This is a genomic window from Streptomyces sp. NPDC093089 (genome assembly GCF_044754405.1).
Classification (GTDB): domain Bacteria; phylum Actinomycetota; class Actinomycetes; order Streptomycetales; family Streptomycetaceae; genus Streptomyces.
Genome location: NZ_JBIVPA010000009.1, coordinates 291,638 through 318,228, shown reverse-complemented (window position 1 = coordinate 318,228; position 26,591 = coordinate 291,638). Strand labels below are relative to the sequence as shown.

The window sequence follows — 26,591 nt, the reverse complement described above, 5'->3', positions numbered from 1 at the left end:
GAATCCGCCGCGATCCCGCCCGCACACCATGTGCAGACGCCCACCATGTGACGGCGCGAGCTGGGCAACGGCCCCACCGTCGGACCCGACCCGTGGCATTCGCCAAATCCCGCGGCTACGGTGCCTCGCATGACGCACAGCTCGGCCGCGCCCGGCGAACCCGTGGGGGTGCGCTCCGGCGGAAGCCACACGCCCCTGGGCGGCGCCGGAGGCTCCGGGGCGCTCCGCCGCGCCCTCGCCACGACGATGCTCGCCGACGTCGACCGGCTCACCGACCGCGCCGTCGCCGACATCCGCGCCCACTCCGGCACGTACGCCTCCGGCACCCCCGTCACCCGGGAGGACCTCTGGGAGATCTGCCGGGACAACCTGCTGCGCGCCCTGGAGGACTTCGGCGGCCTTGACGCGACCGGCGGCGACTTCGAGTGGGCGGCGCGCGAGACCGGCCGCCGCCGCGCCGAGCAGGGCGTGCCGCTCGACACCGTGCTCCAGGCCTACCGGCGCGGCGGCCGGGTCCTCTGGCAGGTCATGGCCGAGCACCTGCGGGTCCGGGCCGGACGGGCCTCCGACAGCCGCGACATCGAGCTCGACATGGCGAGCGGCGTCTGGGAGACCATCGACCGCTACTCGGTCGCCATGGCCGACGCCTACCGGGTCGCCCAGCTGGAACTGCAGAGCCGCCAGGACACCCGGCGCGTCGCCCTCTTCGAGGCCCTGCTCGACGGCCGCGCCGACGACCCGGCCGTGGCCTCGGCCGCCGCGGCCGCGCTCGGCGTCCCCGCGGTCGACCGGTACGTCGCCGTGGTCGCCGCCCAGGACCCGGCCGCACCGCCGCACCTCGCGCCCGCCCTGGAGGCCCAGGGCCTGTGGTCCTTCTGGCGGCCCCGCTCGGGACGGTACGCCGGCATCGTCCGGCTGCCCCGCCGCGTCACGCCCGCCGACCGGACCGCGACCGGACCCGCCGCCGACCCGGCGGTCCGGACGCTCCTCGCGGCCCTGCGCGAGCGGACCGGCGCGACCGCCGGCGTCTCCCCGGAGTTCGAGCGGCTCTCCCAGGCGGGCCGCGCCCTGCGGCTCGCCGAGCAGACCCTGCGCACCCTCCGGGCGGGCAGCGGCGAGGTCGCGGGCTTCGACGCCCGGCTCGCCGAGGTCCTCCTCAGCGGCCGCACCGACATCGCCGAGCGGATCGTCACCGTCCACCTCGGCCCCGTCCTCGCCACCGGTGGTGAGCGGGCCGCGCTCCTCACCACCCTCAGGGCCTGGCTCGACCACGGCTGCTCGGCGTCCCGGGCCGCCGAGCAGCTCTACTGCCACCGCAACACCGTCCTCAACCGCATCGGCCGCGTCGCCGAGCTCACCGGCCGCTCCAGCGAGTCGGGCGAGGCCAGGCTCGGCTGGGCGCTGGCCCTGCGCGCCCTGCCGTACGCGGGCCCCGCGGCCGCCCCCGCACCGGCCGCCGGAGAACGGGACGCCGACGGAACGTAGGCTGGCCGGATGCAGGAGCAGTACCGCACGCTGGCCCACGAGGGCGTGCACGAGACCGAGATCAACCGCTCGCGCTTCCTCTGCGCGCTGGCGCCCGTCGCCGACGAACGGGAGGCCCAGGAGTTCGTCGCCCGCATCCGCAAGGAGCACCCGACCGCCACCCACAACTGCTTCGCCTACGTCCTCGGCGCCGACGCCTCCGTCCAGAAGGCCAGCGACGACGGCGAGCCGGGCGGCACGGCCGGCGTCCCCATGCTCCAGATGCTGCTGCGCCGCGAGATGCGGTACGTCGCCGCCGTCGTCACCCGCTACTACGGCGGCGTGAAACTCGGCGCCGGCGGCCTCATCCGCGCGTACGGCGGCGTCGTCGGCGAGGCGCTCGACGCCCTCGGCACCGTCACCCGGCAGCGCTTCCGGCTCGCCACCGTCACCGTCGACCACCAGCGGGCCGGCAAGCTGGAGAACGACCTGCGCGCCACCGGGCGCGCCGTCCGCGACGTCCGCTACGCCGACGCCGTCACCATCGAGATCGGCCTGCCCGACTCGGACGTCCCCGCCTTCCGCGCCTGGCTCGCCGACGCGACGGCGGGCACGGCCGCCTTCGAACTCGGCGGAGAGGCCTACGGCGACGCGTGACGCGTGGAGCGTGACGGGCGGAGGCCTGATCGGACCCCCCTGGCGGCGAAGACCCGCGCCGCGTCGTTCGCCGCGGGTGACGGGCCGGTCATCCCTGTCCGGCGAGCGCCGCCTGTGCCGCCGTGATCTCCGCGTGCACCTCGGGGCTGTTCTGCTGCAGATGGCGCAGGACGCTGCTCACCTGGGTGCCGACGTCCACGAACGCCGTGTTCTTGCCCCGGAAGCTGACGTCCTCGACCCGGCGGGCGCCGCGGTGCAGCGCGACCACGGTCCAGTCGTCGGTGAGGACGGGGGAGCCTGAGGAGCCGGCGCGGGTGTCGGTGAAGTAGCGCAGGTCCCGGCCGTCCGCTTCGTGGACGAGGTTGTTGCGCAGGGCGATGCGTTTGGGCGCGCCGCCCGGGTGCTGGATGACGTTGACCGCCACCGGCTGGTCCTTGGCCACCTTCAGGGGATCGTCGGCCACCCGCAGGACGGTCTCGGGAGAGGCCTGGCCGTCCGCCAGCCGCAGGACCGCGTAGTCGAGCACCTCGTCCGAGGCGACCAGGGCCCCGCCGGACACCTCCTCGGTCCCGGATCCGTCGTCCAGGTAGTCGAAGCGGCACGTGGAGTTCTGTGCCTGCAGCTGCAAGTCGGCGGGGTCCACCACGATCCGCTCCGGGCCGGTGCGGGACCGGGCGGTCACCACGTGGTGGTTGGTGACAAGCAGTCCCGGGGCGATCAGCCAGCCGGTGCCCGCGTGTGGATGGGCCTGGGGTTGCGGGGTGCCTCCCTGGTACGGGGGGACCTTGATCCGCGCCACGGCGCTGCCGGCCGCCGCGCCGCCCTGCACGAAGAGGAACGGAACCGTGTCGTCGCGGAAGATGATCTCCTCCTTGGTCTCTCCGGTGAAGACCACGGGGGCGACATCCGGCTCACCCGTCGCCTTTCGGACCACCATGTCCAGGGCGTGGTCGAAGACGGCGAGCACGGTCGCCGCCCGGGTCAGCCTGCGGGCGTTCTCCAGCCGCTGAGCCTTTTCCCACCTCACGCTGATGCGTGGTGAAGGACGAGGACGGCCTTCACCAGGTCGGTGATGCGGTTGGTGCTGCAGCGGAGCTTCCGCAGGAGTCGCCAGCCTTTGAGGGTGGCCATGGCCTGCTCGCCGAGGCAGCGGATCTTGGCGTGGCTACTGTTGTGCCTGCGCTGCCACCGCTTGAGGCGACGGCCGCGAAAGGGCACCCGGATGGAACCGCCGGCGCCCTGATAAGCCTTGTCGGCCCAGCACTTCAGTCCGGCCTCGGCAAGTGCGTCGACTCGGCCCAGCACTTCAGCCCGGCCTCGGCAAGTGCGTCGACGATGCCGTGGGTACGGGCGGCGGTCAGGTCGTGAGTGGAGCCGGGGAGCGCGGGCGAAGCCCACAGCAGCCGTCCGAATGGGTCGGTGAGGACTTGGACGCTCATGCCGTGGCGCTTGCGCTTGACGGAGTAGTACGGGGTGTCGGCGGCGATCCGGTCGATCGGCAGGAGCGTCCCGTCGAGGATTACGAAGGCCAGCCGGCATGCGGTCCGCATCGCCTCGGCCAGGCTGGGAGCGAGTGCGGCCAGGACCTGTATCGCTTCGCTGACGTAACGGTAGACGGTCGCGATCCCGATGCCGAACGCGGCGGCCGGCTGAGCGTAGGTGTCGCCGCAGCGCAGGTGAGCCAGGACCAGAAGCGCCTGCCGGCTCGGCGTGATGCGACACCATCGGGTGCCGATCTTGCGACGGTGAGCGGCCAGGCACCGGGCGAGGTGACGAAGGTGTGCGCTGGACAGATCGATCGAATGGGGTCTCCCCTGCTCGAGCGAAGCCGAGAGCTTGGGGAAGGGTAGACAAGCACGCGAAGCTTCTGGTCGGCACAGGTGATCTTGGTCGTGAACCCGTCTACCAGGAGCTTCGTCGTTCACCTCGCGCACGGTACCCCAACCTGCCAGCCACGCCAGCAGGTCGGAAAAGGCGCATTTCATGGAATCACTCGGTCTGTTCCGTCGCAAGGCGGCTGAACAAGGCTCGAACCAGTCCCTGCCGGACCGGCACCGGGCGCTGCTCCTCGCGCAGCACCTCGGTACGCCGGATGTGGTGGGGAGCTCCCCCGAAGGGGCCTGTGCCCGGGGCCGGGCGGCCTTCGACGCCGCCCGGCCCGCCCTCCGTCGGGCGCTCCGCGGGGTCGCGCGTGGACGTGGACGCGACCGTGGACGACCGCGGGCTCCGACGTCAGTTCCGCATCATGATGTCGTCGTAGCTCTCCAGACGGTGCCAGCGGTCGCCGGGGGCGCGGACAGGAGGCATCAGGTCCACGTCGGGAAGCGGGCCGAGGTCGAGGCCGGTCACCTCGGCGATGTCCGCCACCGGCACCTGGAAGGTGCGGAAGGGGCCCAGCGGCGGCGGGCCGCCCTTGGCCCCCGCCATGGCCTGCTCGCGGGCCCGGCTGAGGTCGGGGCTCTGGTCGAGGATGTACGCCGTGGACGCGAGTTTGCCGTCCTGCATGAAGGCCGCCACCTTCCAGAACCGCAGCGGTACCTGGATACCGCGGTAGGGCGGGTCGGAGTCGTGCAGCACCGGGCCGGTGAACACGCTCAGCTTCCGGTCGAACTTGGCCGCGTGGTCGAGGAGGAAGTTCTCCAGCCCCAGCCACAGCTTCTTGCCCTGGTTGAACGTGTTCTGCTGCGGAGCCGCGTTGGTGAAGTGGAAGGTGTCGGCGTTGGCCTTGTTGGCCTTGTCGACCGTGCCCCACACAGGGTCCAGCCGGCGTACCAGATGTCCCCTGTCCAGGTCGTTGTCGGCGTAGATCGCCTGCCCGGCCTGCTGGTTCGCCGGGATTCGCGGGTCGAGGTTCCAGTCGTCCTGCCGGTCCACGTTCTCCACCAGCTTCGAGCCGTCGATGCAGACGGCGGTGGAGGCCGCGAACCGGCGGTCGGGGCGGTGGACCACGGTGAAGTGGGTGTACGGCAGAACGACCGTCGGGATGCCGTTGGCGGGCACGGGCAAGGGCACGACCTCACCGAGGAAGGCCTCGTCGTAGCCGGTGCGATCGTCCAGCGGACCGCGCGAAGCCGCGGTCTCGGATGAAGTGTTCATAGGATGGAAGTACCGCGCTGCGGCGATCACTCACGGTGTCGGCCGCCAAGCCACTCGAACAGAGGCTGTGCTCGGGGGAGCCCCTCGGGGGAGCCCCTCAAGGCCGCCGGAGGGCGCCCGAACGGGGGGCGCAGGCGCACTCATGGTTCAGCCGGGACCCGGCCACGGAACGCTTGAGGTGACTCCCCGTGACATCCGTGACCCGGCGCCCTGCGCCGCCGCGCCCAAGGAGACCCCGTCATGCCCACTGGCCTGTCCATCCACATCGGACTCAACTCGGTCGACCCCGCCAAGTACGACGGCTGGGACGGCCGGCTGAACGCCTGCGAGAACGACGCGCGAGACATGGCGGCCATCGCCCGCGCCAACGGTTTCGGCGAGACGGTGATCCTGACCCCCGAAGGAACCGTCGAGAACATCACCACCGCCCTGCGCGACGCGGCCGGCCGGCTGACCGCGGGAGACATCCTGCTCTTCACGTACTCGGGCCACGGCGCCCAGGTGGACGACACCACCGGGGACGAACCGGACATGCTCGACGAGACCCTGGTGTTCTACGACCGCATGTTCCTCGACGACGAGCTCTACGCGGAGTTCCGCCGGATGCCCGAGGGGGTGCGCATCGTCGCGCTGCTCGATTGCTGCAACAGCGGCAGCGGTATCGAGTCCCTCCAGGACCTGCTCACCCCGGAGGCGCTCGAATCGCAGTTCCAGACCAGGGACCCGGCCAAGGTGGAGGCCGCCTCCCGGCTGATGCCGATCTTCAAGCAGCAGCAGGTCTTCGCCCGTGACCGGGAGTTCTACGCCGGGCTGCAGCGCGAGCTGAAGAACGCGCAGAACGGGGCGGGTGAGCCCGACGCCCTCCTCATCTCGGCCTGTCAGGACAATCAGCTCGCCTCGGACGGAGACGTCAACGGCCTGTTCACCGCGCGCCTGCTCAAGGTCTGGAACGACGGAGCGTTCGAGGGCGGCTACCGCTCCTTCCACCGCGCGATCCAGCGCCGCATGCCCGCCATCCAGAGCCCCAACTTCTACGTGACAGGGGAGCCGGCGGCGAGTTTCCTCGATCAGAAGCCCTTCACGGTCTGAGCGGGCGGACATCCGGGACCGGCCCAGGTCGTCCGGCGCGAGACCGTAACCGGTGAGCCCGAGACATCGAGGTCATGGGTACGGCAACGCCGCAGGGGATCTGGGTACGGCCTCGGTGTGACGGCTGTCTCATGCAACGCTCTTCACGGCGGTGAGGCACGGGACGGGAACGGGGACACGCCACGATCCGGATCACCGCTGACATTCGTGGTCACCCGACCCCGGACCCGGTGGCAGACTGAAGGCCTGTGACGGATCAGGTGCCGACTGGCGTTGGCGTGGTGGGTGCCGACCACGGGGCCCGTACTGGTTCCGTGCTGGTTTCGGAGCTGGAGGAGCGGGAAAAGTGCAGGTCGGAGCTTCGGGGCGGGTCGAGTGAAGCTTCTGCACACCTCGGACTGGCACCTCGGCCGGTCCTTCCACCGGGTCGGCCTGCTCGAGGCCCAGGCCGCCTTCCTCGACCACCTCGTGGCGACCGCCCGGGCCCACGAGGTCGACGCCGTCCTCGTCGCCGGGGACGTGTACGACCGGGCCGTGCCCCCGCTGCCCGCCGTCGAGCTCTTCGACACCGCGCTGCACCGCCTCGCCGAGGCCGGCATCCCCACCGTCATGATCTCCGGCAACCACGACTCGGCCCGCCGCCTCGGCGTCGGCGCCGGACTCATCGGGCTGGCCGGCGTCCACCTCCGTACCGACCCGGCCGGCATCGGCACCCCCGTCGTCCTCACCGACGCACACGGCGACGTCGCCCTCTACGGCCTGCCCTACCTCGAACCCGCCCTCGTGCGCGAACGGCTCGGCGCCGCCAAGGCCGGCCACGAGGCCGTGCTCGCGGCGGCCATGGACCGGGTCCGCGCCGACCTCGCGACCCGGCCCGCCGGCACCCGCTCGGTCGTCCTGGCCCACGCCTTCGTCGCCGGCGGCGAACCCAGCGACAGCGAGCGGGACATCACCGTCGGCGGCGTCGCCGCCGTACCCGCCGGGATCTTCGACGGCGTCGACTACGTCGCCCTCGGCCACCTCCACGGCAGCCAGACCCTCACCCCCCGCGTGCGGTACTCGGGCTCCCCCCTCGCGTACTCCTTCTCCGAGACCGACCACCGCAAGACGACGTGGCTGATCGACCTCGGCGCGGACGGGGCCGTCACCGACGCCGTACGCCTCGACTGCCCCGTCCCGCGCCCCCTCGCCCGGATCCGGGGGCGGCTCGACGACCTCCTCGCCGACCCCGCGCTCACGCCCCACGAACAGGCGTGGGTGGAGGCCACCCTCACCGACCCGGTACGGCCCGCCGAGCCCATGAACCGGCTCACCGAACGGTTCCCGCACACCCTCCACCTCGTCTTCGACCCCGAGCGGACCGCCGACGACACCGGCGCCTCCTACGCCCAGCGGCTCCGCGACCGCAGCGACCAGCAGATCGCGGAGGACTTCGTGGCCCACGTGCGCGGCGGCGCCGCCCTCGACTGCGCGGAACGGACCGTCCTGTACGGCGCGTTCGACGACGTACGGATCGACACGGCCGAGCGGGAGGTCGGCCGATGAGGCTGCACCGCCTGGAGATCACCGCGTTCGGCCCGTTCGGCACCACGCAGTCCGTCGACTTCGACGCCCTCTCGTCGGCCGGCCTCTTCCTCCTCCACGGACCCACCGGCGCCGGCAAGACCTCCGTCCTCGACGCCGTCTGCTTCGCCCTCTACGGAAGCGTGCCCGGCGTCCGCCAGACCCCCGGCACCACCCTGCGCAGCGACCACGCCCCCGTCGGCACCTCCACCGAGGTCCTCCTCGAACTCACCGTGGGGGAGCGGCGCCTGGAGATCACCCGGCGCCCCGCCCAGCAGCGCCCCAAGAAGCGCGGCGGCGGCTTCACCACCGAGAAGGCCCAGACCTGGCTGCGCGAGTACGACTCCGCCACCGGGGAATGGGCCGGCCTCAGCCGGTCCCACCAGGAGATCGGCGAGGAGATCACCCAGCTCGTCGGCATGAGCCGCGAGCAGTTCTGCCAGGTCGTCCTCCTCCCGCAGGGCGACTTCGCGAAGTTCCTCCGCGCCGACGCCGAGGCCCGCGGCCGGCTCCTCGGGCGCCTCTTCGACACCCGCCGGTTCGCCGCCGTCGAGGAGCGGCTCGCCGAACTGCGGCGCGCCGCGCTCCAGCAGGTGGAGGAGGGGGACACGCGGCTGCTCACCCTCACCCACCGCATGACACAGGCCGCGAGCGGCCTCGACGCGGCCCGCACCCCCGTCGAGGGACGCCCCGGCGAACCCGGCCTCGCCGAAGCCGCGCTCGCCTGGGCCGCCCTCGCCCGCACCGAGGCCCGCGAGGCCCTCGACATCGCCGGCGTCCGCCTCGGCGCGGCCGAGACCGCCCAGGCCGCCGCGCGCGCCGCCCTCGACGCCGCGCACGACCTCGCGGCCCGCCAGGCCCGGCACGCCGACGCGCTCCGCCGCCGCGAGCGGCTCACCGCCCAGGCCCCGCAGTGCGACGAGCACCAGGCCGCGCTCGACCGGAGCCTGAAGGCCGACCGGGTGGCGCCCGCCCTCGGGCTGCGGCGGGACGCCGAGCGCGAGCACGCCACCGCGCACGCCGCCCGCGACCGCTCCCGCGCCCTGCTGCCCCCCGACCTCGCCGACGCCGGCGCCGAGCACCTCGCGGCCCGAGAACACCGGCTGCGCGACGAGCTCGGCGGCCTCGAAGCGGCCCGCCGCGCCGAGCGCCGCGCCGCCGTGCTCGCCGAGGAACGCGCCGGCCTGGCCCGGGAGGCCCGCGCCGACGAGGACGCCCTCCAGGACGCGGCGGGCTGGCTCGCCGGCTGGGAGCCGCGCCGCGCCGCCCTCATCGAGCGCGTCGAGGCCGCGACGGACGCCGCCGCCCGCGCCGAACACCTCGCCGGCCGCCTCGAACCCGCCCGCAGGCGACTCGCCGCGGCCCGCCGCAGGGACGCCCTCGCCGACTCCACCCGGACCGCCGAGGCACGCCTCGCGGACGCCCGCGAGCGCCGGAACACCGCCCACGAGACCTGGCTCGACGTCAAGTCCCGCCGCCTGGAAGGCATCGCCGCCGAACTGGCGGTCACCCTCGCCCCCGGCGACCCCTGCCAGGTCTGCGGCTCCACCGCGCACCCCGCCCCCGCCCGCACCACCGCCAGCCACGTCGACCGCGCCACGGAGGACGCCGCCTACGCGGCCTACACCGAAGCCGAGGAGACCCGCACCACGGCCGAACGCGACCTGGCCGGTACCCGGGAGGCCTGGTCGGCGGCCCGCGCGGAGGTCCTGGCCGGACCCGACGGCACGCCCGCGCCGCTCACCGGGGCCGTCTCCCCGTCCACCCCCGACGGTGTCGACGAGCCCAGTGTCGGCGAACTCGCCCGCGAGGTCGAGGAACTGACCCGGCTGCACGCCGAGGCGCACGCCCTGGCCGGGCGGATCCACGGAGCGCGGGAGGCCCTCGCGCGTGCCGAGCGGGAGTACGAGGAGCGGGCGGACGCCCGGCGCGAGGCCGAGCGGCGGGTCGCCGCGCGCACCTCGCGGCGGGAGGCGCTGGACCGGGAGCAGTCCTCGCTCGACGAGGAACTCGCGCGCGGGCGCGGCGCGTTCGCCAGCGTGGCCGAACACGCCACCCGGCTGGAGCGGCGGATCGCCCTCCTGGTCGACGCCGCCGGCAGCGTACGCACCGCCGAACTCGCGGCGCAGCGCCTCAAGGAGGCCGACGACCGGCTCGCCGACGCGGCCTACCGCGCCGGGTTCACCACCCCGGAGGAGGCCGCGGCCGCACTCCTCGGCGAGGGCGAACGCCGCTCCCTCCAGCAGCGCGTGGACGCCTGGCGGGCCGAGGCCGCCGCCGTCGCCGACCGGCTCGCCGAGCCCGGCACCGCGGCCGCCGCCACCCTCCCGCCGGCGGATCCCGGCGAGGCCGAGGCGGCCCACACGGCGGCGGAACGCGCCCTGCGCGAGGCCGCGTCCGACCTGTCCGCCGCGCGGGAGCGGGCCGACGGGCTGACCGCGCTGTCCGGACGGGCCGCCGCCGAGGTCCGCCGCCTGGGGCCGCTCCGCGAGGAGTACGACCGGGTGGCCCGGCTCGCGGCCCTCACCGCCGGCACCTCCGCCGAGAACGAGCGCCGGATGCGCCTGGAGTCGTACGTCCTGGCGGCCCGGCTCGAACAGGTCGCCGCCGCCGCGACCGCCCGCCTCCAGCGCATGTCCTCCGGCCGCTACACGCTCGTCCACTCCGACGCCCGCTCGGGCGGCAAGCGGGCCGGCCTCGGGCTGCACGTCGTGGACGCGTGGACCGGCAGCGAACGCGACACCGCCACGCTCTCCGGCGGCGAGACGTTCTTCGCCTCGCTCGCCCTCGCGCTCGGCCTCGCCGACGTCGTCACGGACGAGGCCGGCGGCGTCCGGCTCGACACCCTCTTCATCGACGAGGGCTTCGGCAGCCTCGACGAGCAGACCCTCGACGAGGTCCTCGACGTCCTCGACTCGCTGCGCGAACGCGACCGCAGCGTCGGCATCGTCAGCCACGTCGGCGACCTGCGCCGCCGGATCCCGGCCCAGCTGGAGGTCGTCAAGGCGCGCCACGGCTCGGCGGTCAGGCTGCGCACCGGAGGCGAGGCCCTCAGCGGCTGATGGCACGCCGGGGCAGCGGCGAGGAGTAGACGACGCTCGTCGTCACCGAGCCGAGCGCGGCGATCTTCCCGGAGATCTCCTCCAGGTGCCGCATGGAGCGGGCGGCGACCTTCAGCACGAAGCAGTCGTCGCCGGTGACGTGGTGGGCCTCCAGGACCTCCGGCGTGGTGTCGAGCAGGTCGTGGAACGGCTTGTAGTTGCCGTGCGGGTAGCGCAGCCGAACGAACGCGAGGATGGGCAGGCCCAGCCTGTCCTGGTCGACGATGGCGGTGTATCCGGCGATCACCCCGGCCTCCTCCAGGCGCCGCACCCGCTCGGTCACCGCGGACGGCGACATCGACACGGCGCGGGCGAGCTCGGCGAAGCTGGCGCGGCCTTCCGACTGCAGTGCTTCGAGAATGCGCCAGTCGGTGGCGTCCGGCGTGTAATCGGTACTCATGGAGGAGACAGTGCAGGGGATTCCCCGGCCGATCAAGTGAACGGCCGGGGAATCCCGTCATGCGGAGGGCGGTCGCCGGGGCCCTCGTCCGGTCGCTGGAGGCGGTCGCTCGGAAGCGGTCGCTCAGAGGCGGGACAGTTCGTCGACGAGGTCGTCGAGCCCCAGCGGGCCCTGCGACAGGGCGGCCATGTGCCAGGCCTTCGCGTCGAACGCGTCGCCGTGCGCCGCCCGCGCGTTGGCGCGGCCGAGCAGCCAGGCGCGCTCGCCCAGCTTGTAGCCGATCGCCTGGCCCGGCATCGAGAGGTAGCGGGTCATCTCGCTCTCCACGAAGGCCGGCGGACGGCTGCTGTGCAGCTGGAAGAACTCCTGGGCGAGCTCGGGGGTCCACGTCTCGCCCGGGTGGAACGGCGACTCCGCGGGGATCTCCAGGCCCAGGTGCATGCCGATGTCGACGATGACCCGGCAGGCGCGCATCATCTGGCCGTCCAGGTAGCCGAGTCGGCGCTCCGCGTCCGGCAGGAAGCCGAGTTCGTCCATCAGGCGTTCCGCGTACAGCGCCCAGCCCTCCGCGTTGGCGCTGACCTTGCCGAGGGTCGCCTGGTACCGGGACAGCTGGTCGGCCACGTGCGCCCACTGCGCGATCTGGAGGTGGTGGCCGGGCACGCCCTCGTGGTACCAGGTCGACACCAGGTCGTACACCGGGAAGCGGGTGGTGCCGTCGACGGGCAACCAGGTGCGGCCGGGGCGGGAGAAGTCCTCGGACGGGCCGGTGTAGTACGGCGCGGCGGCGCCGCCCGGCGGGGCGATCCGGGACTCCACCCGGCGCACCCGCTCGGCGAGTTCGAAGTGGGTGCCGTCCAGCGCCTCGATGGCCTCGTCCATCAGCTCCTGGAGCCAGACGCGGACCTCTTCCGTGCCCTCGATGTGCGTGCCGTGCTCGTCGAGGTGGGCGAGCGCCTCCCAAGGGCCCGCGCCGGGCAGGATCCGCTCGGCCTCGGTCCGCATCTCGGCGAGCAGCCGGTGGTACTCGGCCCAGCCGTACGCGTACGCCTGGTCGAGGTCCAGGTCGGTGCCGTTGAAGAAGCGCGTCCAGCGCTGGTAGCGCTCGCGGCCCACCGTGTCCGGCGCGCCGGCGACGGCGGGGGCGTACACGTCCCGCATCCAGTCCCGCAGCGCCACCACGGCCGCGGTGGCCCCCCGGCCGGCCTCCGCGAGCTCGGCGCGCAGCGCGTCGGGCAGCGCGTCGGGGCCGGAGGTGGCGAACTCCTCGAACCAGCCCGTGCCTCCGTCCGGCCCGCCCGACCACTCGGTGAGCTGGTCGATGAAGGTGGCGGTGGGGCGGGGGCCGCCGAAGAGCTTGCGCTCCAGGCCGAGTTCGAGCGAGGACCGGTACCCCTCCAGGGCGTCCGGGACCGCGCGCAGCCGGGTGGCGACCGCCGTCCAGTCCTGCTCGGTCTCGGTGTGCATCACGGTGAAGACGATGCGGACGCTGTGCGCGGGGGACCGCATGTTGCTGACCGCGCAGAGGCCCTCGTCGGCCTCGTGGACGGCGAGTTCCGCCGTCAGGCGCTCGCGCAGCAGACGGGCGCACCGGCGCTCGGCGTCGTCGTCCGCGCCCGGTACGCGCTCCGCCTCGTCGAGCCGGGCCAGGGTGCGGCGGGCGAGGTCGGCGACGGCGCGCTGTCCGGCGGGCGAGAAGTCCGGCAGCAGTCCGGCGCTCTCGGGGACGCCCAGGTACGTTCCGGTGATCGGGTCGAGGGCGATGAGTGCGTCGACATGGGCGTCGGCGACCTGGCGGGGCAGCGGGCTGCTGGAAGTCTCTGGCATGGGGGTCATCCTGAGGCCTCCGGCATGCTCGCGTCACCCTCGTCCGACCTCAGTCGGCTGACAAGGAGGGGCTCGGTCCCGGCGGCAGGAGGGGGCCGCACTCCCACTGCTGGAAGATCAGCCGGGTCTCCACGCGGGCGACCTCGCGGCGCGAGGTGAACTCGTCGAGCACGAGTCGTTGCAGGTCGGCGGGGTCCGCCACGGCCACATGGACCAGATAGTCGTCCGGGCCGGTCAGGTGGAAGAGCGCCCGGGACTCCGGGAGGGCCCGGATCCGGTCGACGAACGGACCGATCAATTCCCGCCGGTGGGGGCGGACCTGGACGAGAAGCAGCGCTTCGAGCCCCCGGCCGAGTTTGGCCGGATCCAGTCGTAGCTGGTGTCCGAGGATCACGCCCGTGCGGCGCAGTCGGGCCACCCGGTCCAGGCAGGTCGAGGGCGCCACGCCGACTTCGGCGGCGAGTTCGCGGTAGGTGGTCCGTGCGTCGTTCTGCAGGAGGCGAAGTATGTGCAGATCGACCGCGTCCAGTACGACAGAATCGGCCATCTGCCGAACGTAGCACGCCGATTTTCCGCTACTTCCCGGTATCCGTTCACAGTGCCGCCATGGACGCCATGGACCGCGGACCCTCGGCCACCCCGAGGGCTCTTGCCACCGAAGCCGTGCACGCCGGCCGCGAGGACCTCGCCGGACTCGGGCTGCACGCCCCGCCGCTCGACCTGTCCACCACCTACCCCTCGTACGACGCCCGGGCCGAGGCCGCCCGGATCGACGAGTTCGCCACCACCGGCGCCCGCCTCGACGGGCCGCCGGTCTACGCCCGGCTCGACAACCCCACCGTCGCCCGCTTCGAGGAGGCCCTCGCCCGACTGGAGGGCGCCGAGGCCGCCGTCGCCTTCGCCAGCGGCATGGCGGCCCTCACCGCAGTCCTCCTCGCCCGGGCCACCCAGGGCCTGCGCCACGTGGTCGCGGTCCGCCCGCTCTACGGGTGCAGCGACCACCTCCTCGACACCGGCCTGCTCGGCACCGAGGTGACCTGGACCGACCCGGCGGGCGTCGCGGACGCGATCCGTCCCGACACCGGCCTCGTCATGGTCGAGACGCCCGCCAACCCGACCCTCGCCGAGGCGGACATACGGGCCCTCGCCCACTCCTGCGGCTCCGTGCCGCTCCTGGTCGACAACACCTTCGCCACCCCGGTCCTCCAGCGGCCCGTCACCCAGGGCGCCCGCGTCGTGCTGCACAGCGCCACCAAGTACCTCGGCGGCCACGGGGACGTCATGGGCGGGATCGTGGCCTGCGACGAGGAGTTCGCCCGGACCCTCCGTCAGATCCGCTTCGCCACCGGCGGGGTGCTGCACCCGCTCGCCGGCTACCTGCTGCTGCGCGGCCTCTCGACCCTGCCGGTCCGGGTGAGGGCGGCGTCCGCCTCGGCCGCGGAACTCGTCCGCCGGCTCGCCACCGACCCCCGGATCGCCCGCGTCCACTACCCGCGGATCGGCGGCGCGATGATCGCCTTCGAGGTGTACGGCGACCCCCACGACGTCATCGCCGGCGTCCGCCTCATCACCCCGGCGGTCAGCCTCGGCAGCGTCGACACCCTCATCCAGCACCCGGCCTCCATCAGCCACCGGATCGTGGCCGAGGGAGACCGGCGCTCGGCGGGCGTCAGCGACCGCCTGCTGCGGATGTCGGTCGGCCTCGAGGACGTCGAGGACCTGTGGCGCGACCTGACCCAGGCCCTCAGCGCTACGCCCGCCGCACTTCCCCGTGCCACTGCTCCTGCGGGGGCCGGGCTGCCGGACGCGGGGCCGACGCCAGCCGCGCGGTGATCACCAGGGTGCCCTCCTCGATCTGGTAGTCGAGGGGGAGGTTCAGCGCCCGCATCGCGGCCACCATCCCCGTGTTGGAGGACTGCGTCAGGGCGTACACGCTGGCGCAGCCGGCCTCCTCGGCCATCGCCACGAGCCGGCCGAGGAGCTCGGAGCCGATGCCGCGGCGCTGCCAGTCGTCCTCGACCATGAGCGCGACCTCCGTCTCGTCGCCGTCCCACAGCAGGTGACCGAGGGCGACGAGGCGGCCGGAGGTCGTCTGCACGGCGAGGGTGCGCCCGAAGCGGGGGCTGAGCAGGTGGTCCAGGTACCGGTCGGCGTCGCCGACCGGGCCGTGGTAGCGCAGGCCGAGGGTGCGGGCCGAGCAGCGGTCGTGCATGGCGCGCGCGGCGGGCAGGTCGCGCTGGTCGGCGCGGCGGACGGTGATCTCGTTGCCCTCGGGCAGCGTCAGCACGTCCTGGCTGCGAGGGACGCGCGGGCCGAGCCGCGCGTCGAGCTCGACGAGGGCGCGGGCGCGGGCGAACTCGGTCGGCGTGAAGGGGAGGTACGGGCGCTCGACGATGATCGACCCGCCGTGCGGGTCGCGCAGCCGCATCACGGTCTCCTCCAGGACCCCTTCGACCGGGGCCTGTTCGCCGATGGGCCGGCCGGTGAGCGAGACGGCGGGCACGGAGTGGAGCGTGCAGCGGCCGAGCAGCTGGCGCAGGGCGAGCGGCAGTTCGGCCGCGTCGAGGGCGGTCCGGGTCGCCAGGCCGAGGACCCGGGTGGGCGTGTCCACCAGGTCGTGGGCGTCGGCCCGCTCCGTCCAGGTGTCGCGGCCGCCGGCGGCCGAGGTCTCGCGGGCGAGGTCCTGGGCCGAGATTCCGGCGGGGGCGCGCAGCAGGAACTCGTCGACCGTGCCGTCGGCGAGCGGGTGGGTCTGGAGGGTGAGGATGTCCACGCCCAGGCGGGCGAGGACCGTGCACAGGGAGGCGAGGCTGCCCGGGGTGTCCGCGACGGTGGTCCGCATCCGCCACAGCACCGTCTCGGCGGGCGTCGGGGAACCCTCCGGCGCTTCGCCTTCGCCCGCCCTGCCCGCGGCGTCGCGGTGGCCGGCCGCCGGGGAGCCCGTGGAGCTTGTGGAGTGCCCGCCGGTGGCACCACCTGTGTCATCGGCGGGCGGAGCATGACTGGCATGGCCGTGCCGCCGCGCCCACCAGGTGTGGAACGTGGCGGTGGCGGCCAGCGCGATCGCTGAGAACACCAGCAGGTAGGGGCCGTCGGGGCCCTTGACGATGGTCTTGGCGATCGTGTCGGCCACCACCACGGCGGTGAACAGCGCGGCCAGTTCGATCAGGTCGTGCCGCCAGTGGTGCGGGCGGCGGGTGCTCTTCGAGGACGTCACATCGGTCATGACTTCACTGTGACCCAGTGGTGTTGCGTGATCACGAACGCTTTGTGACTGACGGGTTAAGCGGCGATCTGGCGCCTTAACGACCGATTCAGTCCATTTCCGTCCAGGTCCGATCGGCCCCGTGGCGGAGTGCGCCCAGCAGCCGCTTCGCCTGGGTGGCCAGCTGCGTGGAACCACCCCGCGCCGCCGTCGCCTCCAGACCCGCCGGCACGCCACCGGCCCCGCACCGCTCGACGCAGTCGGCCGCCACCGCCAGCAGCTCCCCGAGCCCACGGACCGGCTTCTCCACCGCCAGCGGCTCCGGCAGCGCGGCCGCGAGGACGGCCCACACCGTCCCGTACGCCCCGGTGCCCGCTGCCGTCCGGGCCGCGTCCGCCAGCCGGTTCGGCTTGACCGTGCCCTCGGCGACCAGCCACCCCAGCTCCGCACCCACCCCGGGGGCGTCCAGATCACCCCGGGCGGCGAGCACGAGCAGCGCGTCCACCGCCCGCAGCCGGTCGTCCGCGTCCCCCGTGCCCAGACCCAGCGCCAGCGCGAGGGCGACGGCCCGGCCGACCGGGCCCTCGGCCTCGGCCAGCGGGGCCAGCGGCTCCGTCGACTCCCGCGTGCTGTCGAGGGTCCGCGTCAGCGACGGCAGCACGCAGGCCGCGAGCACCTCGCGGTCCGCCGGCAGGACCGCCGCCCAGTGCTCCAGGCCCCGGACCCAGTGGTGACAGCGGCGGGGCGTCGCCTCCAGGGTGCCGCCCAGCCAGCGGAAGGCCGCCGGGAACTCCTCCCGCAGGAAGGCCCGGTCGGCGATGTCGACGACCAGCCGGTCCTGCACCGACCACCTCAGCAGCGACCGCTGCCCCTCCCGCCGGAGGAAGCGCACGCTCGCGGCCATCGGCTCGTCCGCCCGCAGCCACGCCGCCAGCCGCCGGCCCGCCTCGGTCTCCAGCGCCGCCGCCTCGACGGCGGCCTCTCCGGCCTCAGGGTCGCCCCGCAGGACCCTGAGCAGCGCCTGCGCCAGATCGGCCGGAGCGGGCTCGACGCCCGCGTCCCGAAGGGCGCGCAACCGCTCCACCAGCACCGTCGGGGCGATGCCGCCGCCGTCCAGGGTCGGCGTCGCGAGCAGGAAGGGCAGCGCGTCCGTCCCGACGAGCCCCGCGGCCTCCCACAACCGGGTGTCCGTGATCTCCGTCAGTCCCTGGTGGAGGCAGTCCGGCGCCGCCCCGCCCCGCGCGAGCCGGGCGTCGATCCATGCCCGCTCCGCGATGCCGAGCAGCCCCGCGAGGACCGCGTGCAGCCCGTGGGAGTGGTGCGTGAAATGGTGCGGCTGCTCCCAGTCGGTGGTGGTGAACGCCTCCCGCACCGCGCGCGTCAGGCCCTCCCGGTCCCGGTGGGCGTGCCGCACCAGCCCGTCGAAGGCCCGCTCGAAGCGGACGGGGTCGTCGGAGACCCCCTTCGCCAGCAACTCCTCCACCAGCGCCTCTACCGTCGTCGCCGGCGGCTCGACCCGCCGGGGCCCGGACACCGGCGGCAGGATCTCCTCGTACGGCTCAAGGCGTCGCGCGACCAGCGCCGTCCCGAAGAGCTCCGCCGAGGCCTGCCCGTGCACCGGCCCCAGCCGTCCGGCCTGGTCGGCCAGCTCCCTCCGCACGGAGGCCCCCACGGCGGACAGATACCGGCCCACCAGCTTCAGGGCCCGCTCCTGGAGCGCGGTGTCCTCGTGCCCGAACAGCTCGGCCACGGCGGGCAGCAGCATGTTTGCGGCGCCCGGATCGCGCGCCAGCACCTTGCCGACCAGGACCAGTTGCGCCTGCACCAGCTTCTTCTCGGTGCGGAAGAGCACCGCGCCCGTCATGTCGGCCAGCGCCGCCGTCGACAGCGTCCCGTCCACCGCCATCGCGGCGAGCGACTCCTGCGCGTACCCGGCGACCGGTGACGGAGCGTCCGCCGCGATCCCGATCAGGTCGGGAACCCGTTCGGCGAACTCCGCCGCGGTCGGTCCGAGCAGCCGCAGCACCTCCAGCGGGAACCGCAGGTCGTGCAGGCGGCCACCGCGCAGCAGCCGGGAGACGGCGGCGTCCACGACCTCCGTCCGGTCCACCACGCCCTCCCCGACGAGCGTCGCGACCGCCGTGGGCCAGTGCCTCGGCGAGTCGGCCTCGACCGCCCAGGTCACCTCCTCCGGGGGCTCCGGCATCGACAGGGCGTGCACCACGAGGAACGGCGTCTGCGGATCCACCCGCAGCCGCTGCAGGAGCGGCGGAGCCTCGTCCACCCGGTGGACCCAGCGCCCGCCGGGGGTGACCTCACGCGCCCAGGCCCGCACGTACCCGTCCGACGCGGGCAGCGCGCAGCCGGAGCGCTCCACCAGGCGGCGGATCAGCCCGTAGCTGTGCTCCGCCACGGCCGGCCGGGCGGCGAGCCGGCCCGCCAACTCCGCCTGCCACTCCGCGCTCCGTCCGGCCACCACGCGCAGCACGAGGCCCCCGTCCTGCGACCGCCAGGCCAGCAGATCACGCCCGCCCAGCCAGGTCGCCGCCCCCGCGGCCCCGGGGTGGCAGCCGGCCCCCGCGACGTAGAGCGCGCGCCGCACACGGGCCGCCTCCCGCTCCCGCGCGTCCGCCCAGCCCCGTACCTCCGTGCGCAGCGCCTTCAGCCGGACGAGCGCCGTCTTCCGCCCGGCCGCGTCCAGCGGTTCGAGCAGGCCGGGCACCTCCTTGGCGCTCCCCGCCCGTACCGCCTCGACCAGCTTGTCGATCGCCTCGGCCGTCCCGGAGTCCATGCCTTCTCCACCCCTCACAGCCTTCGTGCCCCCCACGGTCCTCCCGACCTCGATCACGGTTTCCACGGACTTCTCGCCCCCCACGGCCCTTTCGGTCTCCACGGCCTTCTCGCCCCCCACGGCTCTCTCGTTCTCGACGGTTTTCTCGCTCTCCACGGCCTCGTCGCTCCTCCTGCCCCTCGTCGGCGCCTCGGCCTCCCCCGCACGCGCGGCGCTCCCCGCCCCCGCCGCGCCCGACCCCTCCAGGGTCTCCGGCCTCCGCCTCTCGAGCCCTGTCATCGCACCGCTCCTCGCACCGCTCCCCGCGCCGCCCCGGCGGCCGTCGCGCCCCGGCGGACCATCCGCACCGCGAGCGCGTGCTTGCACGGTCCGCGCCGCCCCTGGTGGTCGGACCACCAGCGGCAGGTGCAGCTCAGGACGCCGTCCGCGTGCCGGACCCGGTAGAGCCGGTCGCCCGATGCCACGGTCGCCAGGTCGCCGTCGAGGGCCACCGCGTCCTCGGCGATCAGCCGACGGGCTTCCAGGAGGCGAGGGTTGTGCCGCTCGGCGTGGTCGGCGTCGTAGGGCAGCTCGCGGTGGAACCAGGACGCGTCGGCCACGTCGTACCCCACCCGGCCAGCCGTGCCGAGCCGCGTCAGAGCCGTACGCACCCGCTCGACGGGGAGCCCCGCCCGCGTCGCGAGATCCCCCGGGTCGATCCGGGGCTCCCACGCCAGCAGCACCGCGACCAGCTCCGCGTCCCGACCCGACTCCTCCGTCGCCAGCGCCTCCAGGACCCCGCCCTCGCCGGAGAAGCCCCGCGCCGGGTCGGGCGACAGCGTCAGGGTGAGCCGCGTGCCCGGCAGGGTCACCTCCCAGGCGCTCGCCGCGGCCGCGCCGTCCGGCACCGGCCCGTACACCCGCAGCCCAGTCGCGTGCCGCAGGACCCGCTCCAGGGAGTCGAGCCGGTGCGGCCCCGCCAGGCACACCGCGTCCGGGCCCGGCCGCGTCGTCGGACGCAGGGACCGGCCCGACGGCACCATCCACAGCGGACCGCGCCCCCGTGCCTGCGTGCGGGGCAGTGACCGCAGGAAGCGGACCGCCTCCGGCCCGGTCGACTCCGCACGCAGGTCGAACCGGGCCGAGGCGACCTGCGCCTCGGCGAAGCCCCGCAACCAGCGGTCGGGCAGCGGCACCTTCTTCTCCACGACCGCCCCCGCGAGGGTGGTCACCGCCATCTCCTCGGGACCGACCCGCAGGTACAGGGGATCGTCCCCGGTCATGCGCGACAGCGCCTCGCGCAGCGGGTCGTTGACGTCGACGTTGGTGGTGCCGTGACCGGTCTCCGCGCCGCCGAGCCCCTCGTCGAGGACGTCCAGGCGCGCGTACACCCCGCCGCAGCCGGAGAAGGACTCGAACCGCAGCCGGTCCCCGTTCCCCGTCACCACCGGGTCCAGCGACCCCGGCCGCGTCCGGTGGTGGTAGCGGGCCGCGGCCACGTCGGCGACCGCGAGCAGACCCCGCGCGGCGACCTGCGGCGCGGCCAGGAAGCCGGAGAAGAAGCGGGGGTGCGCCTCGGCTCCGCGGGGAGTGAGGCCCCCCGCCGTCTCCAGGCCGAGCCGCCGGCCGGAGCCCGAGGACTCCAGCGCGGAAGGGCGTGCGTAGGCGAGCGCCTGTACGGATCGCGTCATGGGAAAAACGGTAGGGCCCGGCACTGACAGTCACCCGTGCCGGGCCCTCTGCCCCCCGGCTACCGGCCCACGGGCCCCGGCTACTGGCCCACGAGCCCCGGCCGCAGGGTCTTGGCGAACAGCACCGCGCCGCCCTCGGCCCGCAGGCGCACCGTCAACTCGCCGCTGTGGCCGTCGATGTCCACCTCGCCGAAGTACTGCGGGCTCTCCATCGGCGACAGGTTCGCCCGCTCCGGCGCCCGGACGAACACCCGCTCGGGCCCGAAGGTGCCGTCCAGGGCGTTCGCGGGGAACCCGCCGGCCGCGAGCGGCCCGGACACGAACTCCCAGAAGGGGGCGAAGTCCTGGAACGCCGCGCGCTCCGGCGCGTAGTGCTGGGCCGAGGTGTAGTGCACGTCCGCCGTCAGCCACAGCGTGCCGGTGATCCGCCGGTGCTTCACGAACCGCAGCAGCTCCGCGATCTGCAGTTCGCGGCCCAGCGGCGCGCCCGGGTCGCCCTGCGCGACCGCCTCGAAGTTCGCCGCGCCGTCGGGCACCACCAGGCCGAGCGGCATGTCGGCGGCGAGCACCTTCCACACGGCGGTGGACGCGGCCAGTTCCCGCTTCAGCCAGGCCAGCTGCTCGGCGCCGAGGATGCCGGTGGTGTCGTCGGCCTGCCGGCCGGGGGAGTTGGCGTTCCGGTACGAGCGCATGTCGAGGACGAACACGTCGAGCAGCGGCCCGTACCGCACCACCCGGTGCATCCGCCGCTCACGCCCGCCACCGCGCGCGTGGAGCGTGGACACCGGGGTGTACTCGCCGAAGGCGCGCAGGGCGCGCGCGGCGAGCACGTCGACGTCCTTCTCCGTGTAGCGCGCGTCGTCCAGGATCTGCCCCGGGTACCAGTTGTTGCGCACCTCGTGGTCGTCCCACTGCACCACCGACGGCACCTGCGCGTTGAAGGCCCGGACGTTGTGGTCGAGGAGGTTGTAGCGGAAGTTGCCCCGGTACTCGTCGAGCGTCTCCGCGACCTTCGACTTCTCCGGGGTGGTGACGTTCCGCCAGATCCGGCCGTCGGGCAGGGTCACGCTCGGCTGGATCACCCCGTCCGCGTAGACCGAGTCACCGCTGCACAGGAAGAAGTCCGGGGCGAGCCGGCGCATCTCCTCGTACGCGCGGAAGCCGCCGATGTCCGGGTTGATGCCCCAGCCCTGGCCCGCGATGTCCCCCGACCACAGGAAGCGGACTCCGTCCCGCCGCCGGTCCGGTGCCGTACGGAACGTGCCGAGGACCGGCTCGGAGGTCCGGCGCGGATCGTCGGGGTCGGCGAGCGTGACCCGGTAGTGGATCCGTTCGCCGGCGGGCAGGCCGCGCAGGGCCGTGGTGCCGGTGAAGTCGGTGCCCGCGCCGATCAGCGGACCGTGGTGCCGTCTTACCCGCCGGAAGGACTCGGTCGCCGAGGTCTCCACGACCATGCGCGCCGGCCGGTCCGACCGCACCCACACCAGACCGGAGGAGGCCGTGACGTCGCCCGCCTGCACGCCCCAGCCGGCCCGGGGCCGGCCCGACAGCGCGAACGCCGGCGCCGCCAGGCCGGTACCGCCGAGCGTGAGCGCGGCCGAGGCGGCCAGCGAGCCCCGCAGCAGACCGCGGCGGTCGGGTGAGGGGAAACCGGGCACGGGATGGGACATGGGAGGGCCTCCGAGGTCGTTGCCGGGCGGTCGTGGTGCGCCGCCCCATGCCTAACGGCCGGGAACGGCGCCCACACGAACCCCGCGTGAACAGATCACCCGCCACGCGCGCGATCCACCCAGCGCCCGACGGCCGCGCCCCGACCGTCCCACGCCCCGTCACGTCGGCCACGGTTTTCCCCCGTCGCCTCCCGCGCGTCACGCCCCGACCGCCTCCGCCGCCAGTCGTACCCCGGTCGCGATCGACGACGGCGACAGGTGGGCGTACCCGATCACGAGCCGCACGTCCCCGTCCGCGGGCCGCGCCGTGCCGTACTCCTCCAGGTGCCGCAGCGCCACCCCGGCCTCCGCCGTCCGGGCCAGGAACCGCTCGGGGGGTCCGAAGCGCCCCGGCACGCGCGCGATGACGTGGAGGCCGGCGGCGATGCCGCTCACCCGGGTGCCCGGCAGGTGCTCCGCGAGGGCGGCGAGCAGGGCGTCGCGCCGCTCCCGGTAGGCGCGTTGGCAGCGGCGCAGCTGCCGGTCGTACCCGCCGCGGGCCACGAACTCGGCGAGCACCGCCTGATCGAGCACGGGGTTGCCGAGGTCCATCGTCCGCTTGCGTTCGACGACCTCGTCGAGCAGCTCCGCGGGGACCAGCATCCAGCCGAGCCGCAGTCCGGGGGCGAGCGACTTGCTGACCGAGCTCGTGTACACGACCCGCTCCGGGTCGAGCCCCTGGAGCGCACCGACCGGCGCGCGGTCGTACCGGAAGTCGCCGTCGTAGTCGTCCTCCAGGACGTAACCGTCCACGGCCCGCGCCCAGTCGAGGAGGGCGGCGCGCCGTGCGGCCGACCAGCCGATCCCGGACGGGAACTGGTGCGAGGGCGTCACCACGACCGCCCGTACCCCTGACCCCGTGAGTTCCTCCGGGCGCAGCCCCTCGTCGTCCAGCGGCAGCCAGACCGTGTCCATGCCGGTCGAGGCGAACAGCCGCCCGTGCTCGGGGCTGCCCGGATCCTCCACGCCGATCGCGTCCAGCCCCCGGGCCCGCAGCACGAATCCCAGCAGGGTCGACGCCTGCGCCACTCCCGAGCAGACCACGAGCCGCTCCGGGTCGGCCACCACGCCCCGCCGCCGCGCCAGCATCGCGGCCAGCGCCTCGCGCAGCTCGGGCAGCCCCCGGGGATCGGGGTAGCCGAGCGCCGGATGGGGCAGCTGTGCCAGGACGGACCGCTGGGCAGCCGCCCAGGCGGCCCTGGGGAACAGCGAGAGGTCCGGGGTTCCGGGGCGGAAGTCCACCCGCGCCCCCGGCGCGCCCCCGGCCGTGTCCCGGGTGCCGCGCACGGCCGACCTGGCCGCCCCGCCCACCCAGGTGCCCGCACCCCGGTCGCTGCGCAGGTACCCCTCGGCGGTGAGCTGCTCGTACGCCTCGGTCACCAGGCCGCGCGAGACGCCCAGGTCGGCGGCGAGCTCACGGGTCGACGGCAGCCTCGTCCCGGATGCCAGCCGACCCGCCCGCACCGCCTCCCGCAGCGCCTCCTGGAGGGCCCGGCCGCGCTTGCGCGCCGGTGCGCCCACCGCCGGGAGCAGCAGCTCCCAGGCGGGCTGCCCGGGCGAGCCCGCACCCGGAACGGTGTCCTCTCGTGACTGCGTCATCCGGGGCCGTGGCCCTTCCGCCGCACCATCTCGTCGCCCCCTGCGGTCCGTTGCCCCGAGTATGCCGTGGCGGGACCGCGCGGGACGCATCCGGCCGGCGGCCTTGAGCGGGCCGCCGAGGCCGGCATCGGGCCGCGGGCCCTGGTCAGGGCGCACCTCGCCACCGCGCGGGCGCTCGGTCCGGGCCTGACCGCGCGGCCGCCGAACACCTCCTCGCCTCGGTGGAGCAGTCCGTCGACGCCTTCGCCGAGGGGAACGAGCAGGCGCGGCGACCGGCGGTCCGTCAGGAAGAGGCCGCCCGCCGCGAGTTCGTCGACGACCTGCTCCACGGGCGCAGCGACCTGGGCCGGCTCGCCGAGCGCTTCGGCCTGCTCCTCGCCCAGGCCCACGCGGTGGCCGTGGCGCAGGGCCGGCGGCCGTACGACGACGGCGACCTCGTGATGCGGAGCGTCGAGTCCTCCCCCCCCGTGGCCCGCTTCGGGCCCGAGCGCGAGGTGTGATCCCTCCGGCGCTCCGGCGAAGTGGTCCCCGATGGAGCGGTGGAAGTGGACCTTAACGAGGGCCGCGCGGCTTCCTAGCGTCGGAGCCATGAACGCGAACTCCCTGCGCGGGGTCCTGCTCGTGACCCTCGCCTACGCCCTCGTCGGTGCCTCCTTCACCGCGAACAGCCTGCTCGGCGCCTATCCGTACGCGGGTGGGCAGGCGCTCCGCTACGGAGCCGCCTGTCTGCTCCTGATCCCGCTGCTCGGCCGGGGCGGAGCGGCTCCGCTGCGGCTCCTGACCGCACGCCACTGGCTGCGACTCACCGCCCTCGCGGCCGTCGGCATGGTGGGCTTCAACCTCGCGGTGCTTGCCGCCGAGCGGACCGCCGAACCGGCCGTCCCCGGTGTCCTGGTGGGCTGCGCCCCGGTCGTCGTCGCCGTCCTGGTCCCGCTGACCGAGGGCCGCAGGCCCGCCCCCGCCGTGCTGTACGGGGCGCTGCTCGTGGCGGCGGGGGCCTTCACCGTGCAGGGCTGGGGGCGGACGGACCTGGCCGGGATCGGCTGGTCGGTGGCGGCGCTCGTCGGCGAGGTCGGCTTCACGGTGCTCGCCGTGCCCGTCCTGCGGCTGCTCGGCCCGAAGCTGCTGACGGCGGTCGTGTGCGGGGTGGGCGCGGTGGAGGCGGCGCTCGTCGGTCTCGTCGTGGACGGGGCCGGCTTCGTCCGGACGCCGACCGGCGTGGAGGCGGGCGCGCTGGTCTGGCAGGCGGCGCTGGCCACGGTCGTCGGGTTCGTCCTCTTCTACATGGGTGTCCAGCGGGTCGGCATGGAGAGGGCCACTCTCTACACGGGTGCGATCCCGGTCGCCGCCGCGCTGAGCGCCGCCCTCGTCGGGCACGCCTCCTTCGGCCTCCCGCAGGCGGCCGGTGGCCTGCTGGTGGGGGCCGGTGCCGCCCTGGGCACCGGCCTGTTCACGCGGCGGGCCCGGCCGGAGTCAGCGGCTGCCGTCCAGGATCACGCGTGCGACGAGAGCCGGGTCGTCGTTCATCGGCACGTGACCGCATCCGGGCAGCTGGACGAGTCGCGCGCCCGGCAGGGTGTGCTTGGCCCGGACGCCCTGGCGGCGCAGGAGCAGCCGGTCGCGGGTGCCCCACGCGACCGTGACGGGCACCGCTGGCACATCCTTGCGGAAGAGCACGGTCCGGCCCGCGGCCAGGGTCTGGTGGAAGCCGGTCGCCTCGCGCAGCGCGAGCGTCTCGGCGACGACCGCCTCGGGTGACCGGCGGCCGGGGCGCGCGTAGATGGTGCTGGTGAGCGCGGTGCGCCCGGCGGGAGTACGGGAGAGGCGCTCGATCACCGGCACCGGCAGCGACCGGGCCGCGCCGCGCATGGCCCGCAGCGTCCCGAAGGCGTACCGGCGCTCGGCCTCGGACCAGAAGCCGGCGGGGGAGAGGGCGGTCACCGAGCGCACCCGCTTCTCCCGGCCGAGTTCCAGGGCGAGCAGCCCGCCGAGCGAGTTCCCCGCCACGTGCGGGCGCTCGGCGCCGACGGCCTCGCAGAAGGCGCCCAGCACCGGGACGACGGTGGACAGGTCGTACGGAGCACCGTCCGGCAGCGCGTCCGAGGCGCCGAATCCCGGCAGGTCGACGGCGATCACGTCCCGCTCGGCGGCCAGCACGTCCAGCACGGGCTCCCACGCCTGCCAGTGGTGCCCGATGCCGTGGAGCAGCAGCAGCGGTTCCCCCGCGCCCCTCCGCTCGTACGTCATCGACGTCGTGCGGGGACCCGTGGGGGTCTCGATCGTGAACGCGATCCGTGCGGGCATACCGGCTCCCTGTCCTGAACACCTGGCGCGCCAGGCCCCTTAGACGGCTTGTCAGCAAGAGCATTACCGTTCGGTAGCCGGGAGTTCAAGACCGTGCCCGAAACTGGACAGGAGGG

The 26,591-nt window shown here is 74.5% G+C and carries 17 protein-coding genes and 3 pseudogenes; 8 read left to right on the top strand and 12 right to left on the bottom strand.

Features of this window, described 5'->3' with window-relative positions; translation table 11 throughout:
* The first annotated feature begins 129 nt into the window (after positions 1 to 129).
* Positions 130 to 1,485 (top strand): PucR family transcriptional regulator, encoded by a 1,356-nt coding sequence (locus ACIQFX_RS22865; protein ID WP_402466298.1) that lies wholly within the window; start codon positions 130 to 132, stop codon positions 1,483 to 1,485.
* A 9-nt stretch (positions 1,486 to 1,494) separates the two neighbouring features.
* The gene (locus ACIQFX_RS22860; protein ID WP_402466295.1) at positions 1,495 to 2,121 is read left to right on the top strand and encodes a YigZ family protein; all 627 of its coding nucleotides are present in this window, start codon (positions 1,495 to 1,497) and stop codon (positions 2,119 to 2,121) included.
* An 88-nt stretch (positions 2,122 to 2,209) separates the two neighbouring features.
* Here the strand turns inward: ACIQFX_RS22860 and ACIQFX_RS22855 are convergent, their stop codons facing one another.
* The 3 genes and pseudogenes from ACIQFX_RS22855 to ACIQFX_RS22845 all read right to left on the bottom strand — a co-directional run bounded on the left by ACIQFX_RS22855 (position 2,210) and on the right by ACIQFX_RS22845 (position 5,217).
* Positions 2,210 to 3,148: a trypsin-like peptidase domain-containing protein gene (locus ACIQFX_RS22855; protein ID WP_402466292.1), complete on the bottom strand. Its 939-nt coding sequence runs from the start codon at positions 3,146 to 3,148 to the stop codon at positions 2,210 to 2,212.
* Positions 3,145 to 3,920 (bottom strand): annotated as a pseudogene (locus ACIQFX_RS22850) (transposase family protein). The gene ACIQFX_RS22855 and the pseudogene ACIQFX_RS22850 overlap by 4 nt, the downstream one beginning before the upstream one ends.
* Before the next feature lie 433 nt (positions 3,921 to 4,353).
* Positions 4,354 to 5,217, bottom strand: a complete 864-nt coding sequence (locus ACIQFX_RS22845; protein ID WP_402466289.1) for a DNA/RNA non-specific endonuclease — start codon at positions 5,215 to 5,217, stop codon at positions 4,354 to 4,356.
* Between the two features lie 240 nt (positions 5,218 to 5,457).
* Here ACIQFX_RS22845 and ACIQFX_RS22840 point away from each other — a divergent pair, with 240 nt between their 5' ends.
* The 3 genes from ACIQFX_RS22840 (at position 5,458) to ACIQFX_RS22830 (ending at position 10,931) form a co-directional block, all read left to right on the top strand.
* Positions 5,458 to 6,306 (top strand): caspase family protein, encoded by an 849-nt coding sequence (locus ACIQFX_RS22840; protein WP_402466286.1) that lies wholly within the window; start codon positions 5,458 to 5,460, stop codon positions 6,304 to 6,306.
* 375 nt (positions 6,307 to 6,681) lie between these two features.
* The gene (locus tag ACIQFX_RS22835; protein WP_402466283.1) at positions 6,682 to 7,851 is read left to right on the top strand and encodes an exonuclease SbcCD subunit D; all 1,170 of its coding nucleotides are present in this window, start codon (positions 6,682 to 6,684) and stop codon (positions 7,849 to 7,851) included.
* Positions 7,848 to 10,931, top strand: coding sequence for an AAA family ATPase (locus tag ACIQFX_RS22830; RefSeq protein ID WP_402466281.1), 3,084 nt, complete (start codon positions 7,848 to 7,850; stop codon positions 10,929 to 10,931). The genes ACIQFX_RS22835 and ACIQFX_RS22830 overlap by 4 nt, the downstream gene beginning before the upstream one ends.
* Here ACIQFX_RS22830 and ACIQFX_RS22825 read toward each other — a convergent pair.
* The 3 genes from ACIQFX_RS22825 to ACIQFX_RS22815 form a co-directional block, all read right to left on the bottom strand.
* The gene (locus ACIQFX_RS22825) at positions 10,921 to 11,370 is read right to left on the bottom strand and encodes an Lrp/AsnC family transcriptional regulator (protein WP_402466279.1); all 450 of its coding nucleotides are present in this window, start codon (positions 11,368 to 11,370) and stop codon (positions 10,921 to 10,923) included. The two genes, ACIQFX_RS22830 and ACIQFX_RS22825, sit on opposite strands and share 11 nt — an antisense overlap.
* 123 nt (positions 11,371 to 11,493) lie before the next feature.
* Positions 11,494 to 13,197, bottom strand: a complete 1,704-nt coding sequence (locus ACIQFX_RS22820) for a DUF885 domain-containing protein (protein ID WP_402466276.1) — start codon at positions 13,195 to 13,197, stop codon at positions 11,494 to 11,496.
* A 49-nt stretch (positions 13,198 to 13,246) separates the two neighbouring features.
* Entirely contained in the window at positions 13,247 to 13,744 is a 498-nt protein-coding gene (locus ACIQFX_RS22815) for an Lrp/AsnC family transcriptional regulator (protein WP_376486709.1), read from the bottom strand.
* A 59-nt stretch (positions 13,745 to 13,803) separates the two neighbouring features.
* On the opposite strand from ACIQFX_RS22815, the gene ACIQFX_RS22810 reads away from it, so the two are divergent.
* A complete protein-coding gene (locus tag ACIQFX_RS22810; protein ID WP_402466273.1) occupies positions 13,804 to 15,030 on the top strand; it encodes a trans-sulfuration enzyme family protein in 1,227 nt (408 codons plus the stop codon).
* Here ACIQFX_RS22810 and ACIQFX_RS22805 read toward each other — a convergent pair.
* The 5 genes from ACIQFX_RS22805 to ACIQFX_RS22785 form a co-directional block, all read right to left on the bottom strand.
* Positions 14,948 to 16,423 (bottom strand): GNAT family N-acetyltransferase, encoded by a 1,476-nt coding sequence (locus ACIQFX_RS22805; protein WP_402466269.1) that lies wholly within the window; start codon positions 16,421 to 16,423, stop codon positions 14,948 to 14,950. The genes ACIQFX_RS22810 and ACIQFX_RS22805 overlap by 83 nt on opposite strands.
* A gap of 88 nt (positions 16,424 to 16,511) precedes the next feature.
* Complete coding sequence (locus tag ACIQFX_RS22800; RefSeq protein WP_402466266.1) at positions 16,512 to 19,193, bottom strand: DUF6493 family protein; 2,682 nt, start codon at positions 19,191 to 19,193, stop codon at positions 16,512 to 16,514.
* 275 nt (positions 19,194 to 19,468) lie between these two features.
* Positions 19,469 to 20,863, bottom strand: a complete 1,395-nt coding sequence (locus tag ACIQFX_RS22795) for an SWIM zinc finger family protein (protein ID WP_402466263.1) — start codon at positions 20,861 to 20,863, stop codon at positions 19,469 to 19,471.
* A gap of 80 nt (positions 20,864 to 20,943) precedes the next feature.
* The gene (locus ACIQFX_RS22790) at positions 20,944 to 22,533 is read right to left on the bottom strand and encodes an alkaline phosphatase D family protein (RefSeq protein WP_402466260.1); all 1,590 of its coding nucleotides are present in this window, start codon (positions 22,531 to 22,533) and stop codon (positions 20,944 to 20,946) included.
* A 198-nt stretch (positions 22,534 to 22,731) separates the two neighbouring features.
* A complete protein-coding gene (locus ACIQFX_RS22785) occupies positions 22,732 to 24,171 on the bottom strand; it encodes a PLP-dependent aminotransferase family protein (RefSeq protein WP_402466257.1) in 1,440 nt (479 codons plus the stop codon).
* A gap of 105 nt (positions 24,172 to 24,276) precedes the next feature.
* Here ACIQFX_RS22785 and ACIQFX_RS22780 point away from each other — a divergent pair.
* Positions 24,277 to 24,662, top strand: a pseudogene (locus ACIQFX_RS22780) (PucR family transcriptional regulator); the annotation flags it as partial.
* Positions 24,663 to 24,702: 40 nt separating this feature from the next.
* A pseudogene (locus ACIQFX_RS22775) lies at positions 24,703 to 25,548 on the top strand (EamA family transporter); the annotation flags it as partial.
* A gap of 96 nt (positions 25,549 to 25,644) precedes the next feature.
* Here the strand turns inward: ACIQFX_RS22775 and ACIQFX_RS22770 are convergent.
* Complete coding sequence (locus ACIQFX_RS22770; RefSeq protein WP_402466254.1) at positions 25,645 to 26,475, bottom strand: alpha/beta fold hydrolase; 831 nt, start codon at positions 26,473 to 26,475, stop codon at positions 25,645 to 25,647.
* Positions 26,476 to 26,591: the final 116 nt, after the last annotated feature.

Bases quoted from the DNA above. Each gene is read 5' to 3' on its own strand.
- ACIQFX_RS22865 (WP_402466298.1), top strand. From the start codon at position 130: ATGACGCACAGCTCGGCCGCGCCCGGCGAACCCGTGGGGGTGCGCTCC.
- ACIQFX_RS22860 (WP_402466295.1), top strand. From the start codon at position 1,495: ATGCAGGAGCAGTACCGCACGCTGGCCCACGAGGGCGTGCACGAGACC.
- ACIQFX_RS22845 (WP_402466289.1), bottom strand. From the start codon at position 5,217: ATGAACACTTCATCCGAGACCGCGGCTTCGCGCGGTCCGCTGGACGAT.
- ACIQFX_RS22840 (WP_402466286.1), top strand. From the start codon at position 5,458: ATGCCCACTGGCCTGTCCATCCACATCGGACTCAACTCGGTCGACCCC.
- ACIQFX_RS22830 (WP_402466281.1), top strand. From the start codon at position 7,848: ATGAGGCTGCACCGCCTGGAGATCACCGCGTTCGGCCCGTTCGGCACC.
- ACIQFX_RS22825 (WP_402466279.1), bottom strand. From the start codon at position 11,370: ATGAGTACCGATTACACGCCGGACGCCACCGACTGGCGCATTCTCGAA.
- ACIQFX_RS22820 (WP_402466276.1), bottom strand. From the start codon at position 13,197: ATGCCAGAGACTTCCAGCAGCCCGCTGCCCCGCCAGGTCGCCGACGCC.
- ACIQFX_RS22815 (WP_376486709.1), bottom strand. From the start codon at position 13,744: ATGGCCGATTCTGTCGTACTGGACGCGGTCGATCTGCACATACTTCGC.
- ACIQFX_RS22810 (WP_402466273.1), top strand. From the start codon at position 13,804: ATGGACGCCATGGACCGCGGACCCTCGGCCACCCCGAGGGCTCTTGCC.
- ACIQFX_RS22805 (WP_402466269.1), bottom strand. From the start codon at position 16,423: ATGACCGATGTGACGTCCTCGAAGAGCACCCGCCGCCCGCACCACTGG.
- ACIQFX_RS22800 (WP_402466266.1), bottom strand. From the start codon at position 19,193: ATGGACTCCGGGACGGCCGAGGCGATCGACAAGCTGGTCGAGGCGGTA.
- ACIQFX_RS22795 (WP_402466263.1), bottom strand. From the start codon at position 20,863: ATGACGCGATCCGTACAGGCGCTCGCCTACGCACGCCCTTCCGCGCTG.
- ACIQFX_RS22790 (WP_402466260.1), bottom strand. From the start codon at position 22,533: ATGTCCCATCCCGTGCCCGGTTTCCCCTCACCCGACCGCCGCGGTCTG.
- ACIQFX_RS22785 (WP_402466257.1), bottom strand. From the start codon at position 24,171: ATGACGCAGTCACGAGAGGACACCGTTCCGGGTGCGGGCTCGCCCGGG.
- ACIQFX_RS22770 (WP_402466254.1), bottom strand. From the start codon at position 26,475: ATGCCCGCACGGATCGCGTTCACGATCGAGACCCCCACGGGTCCCCGC.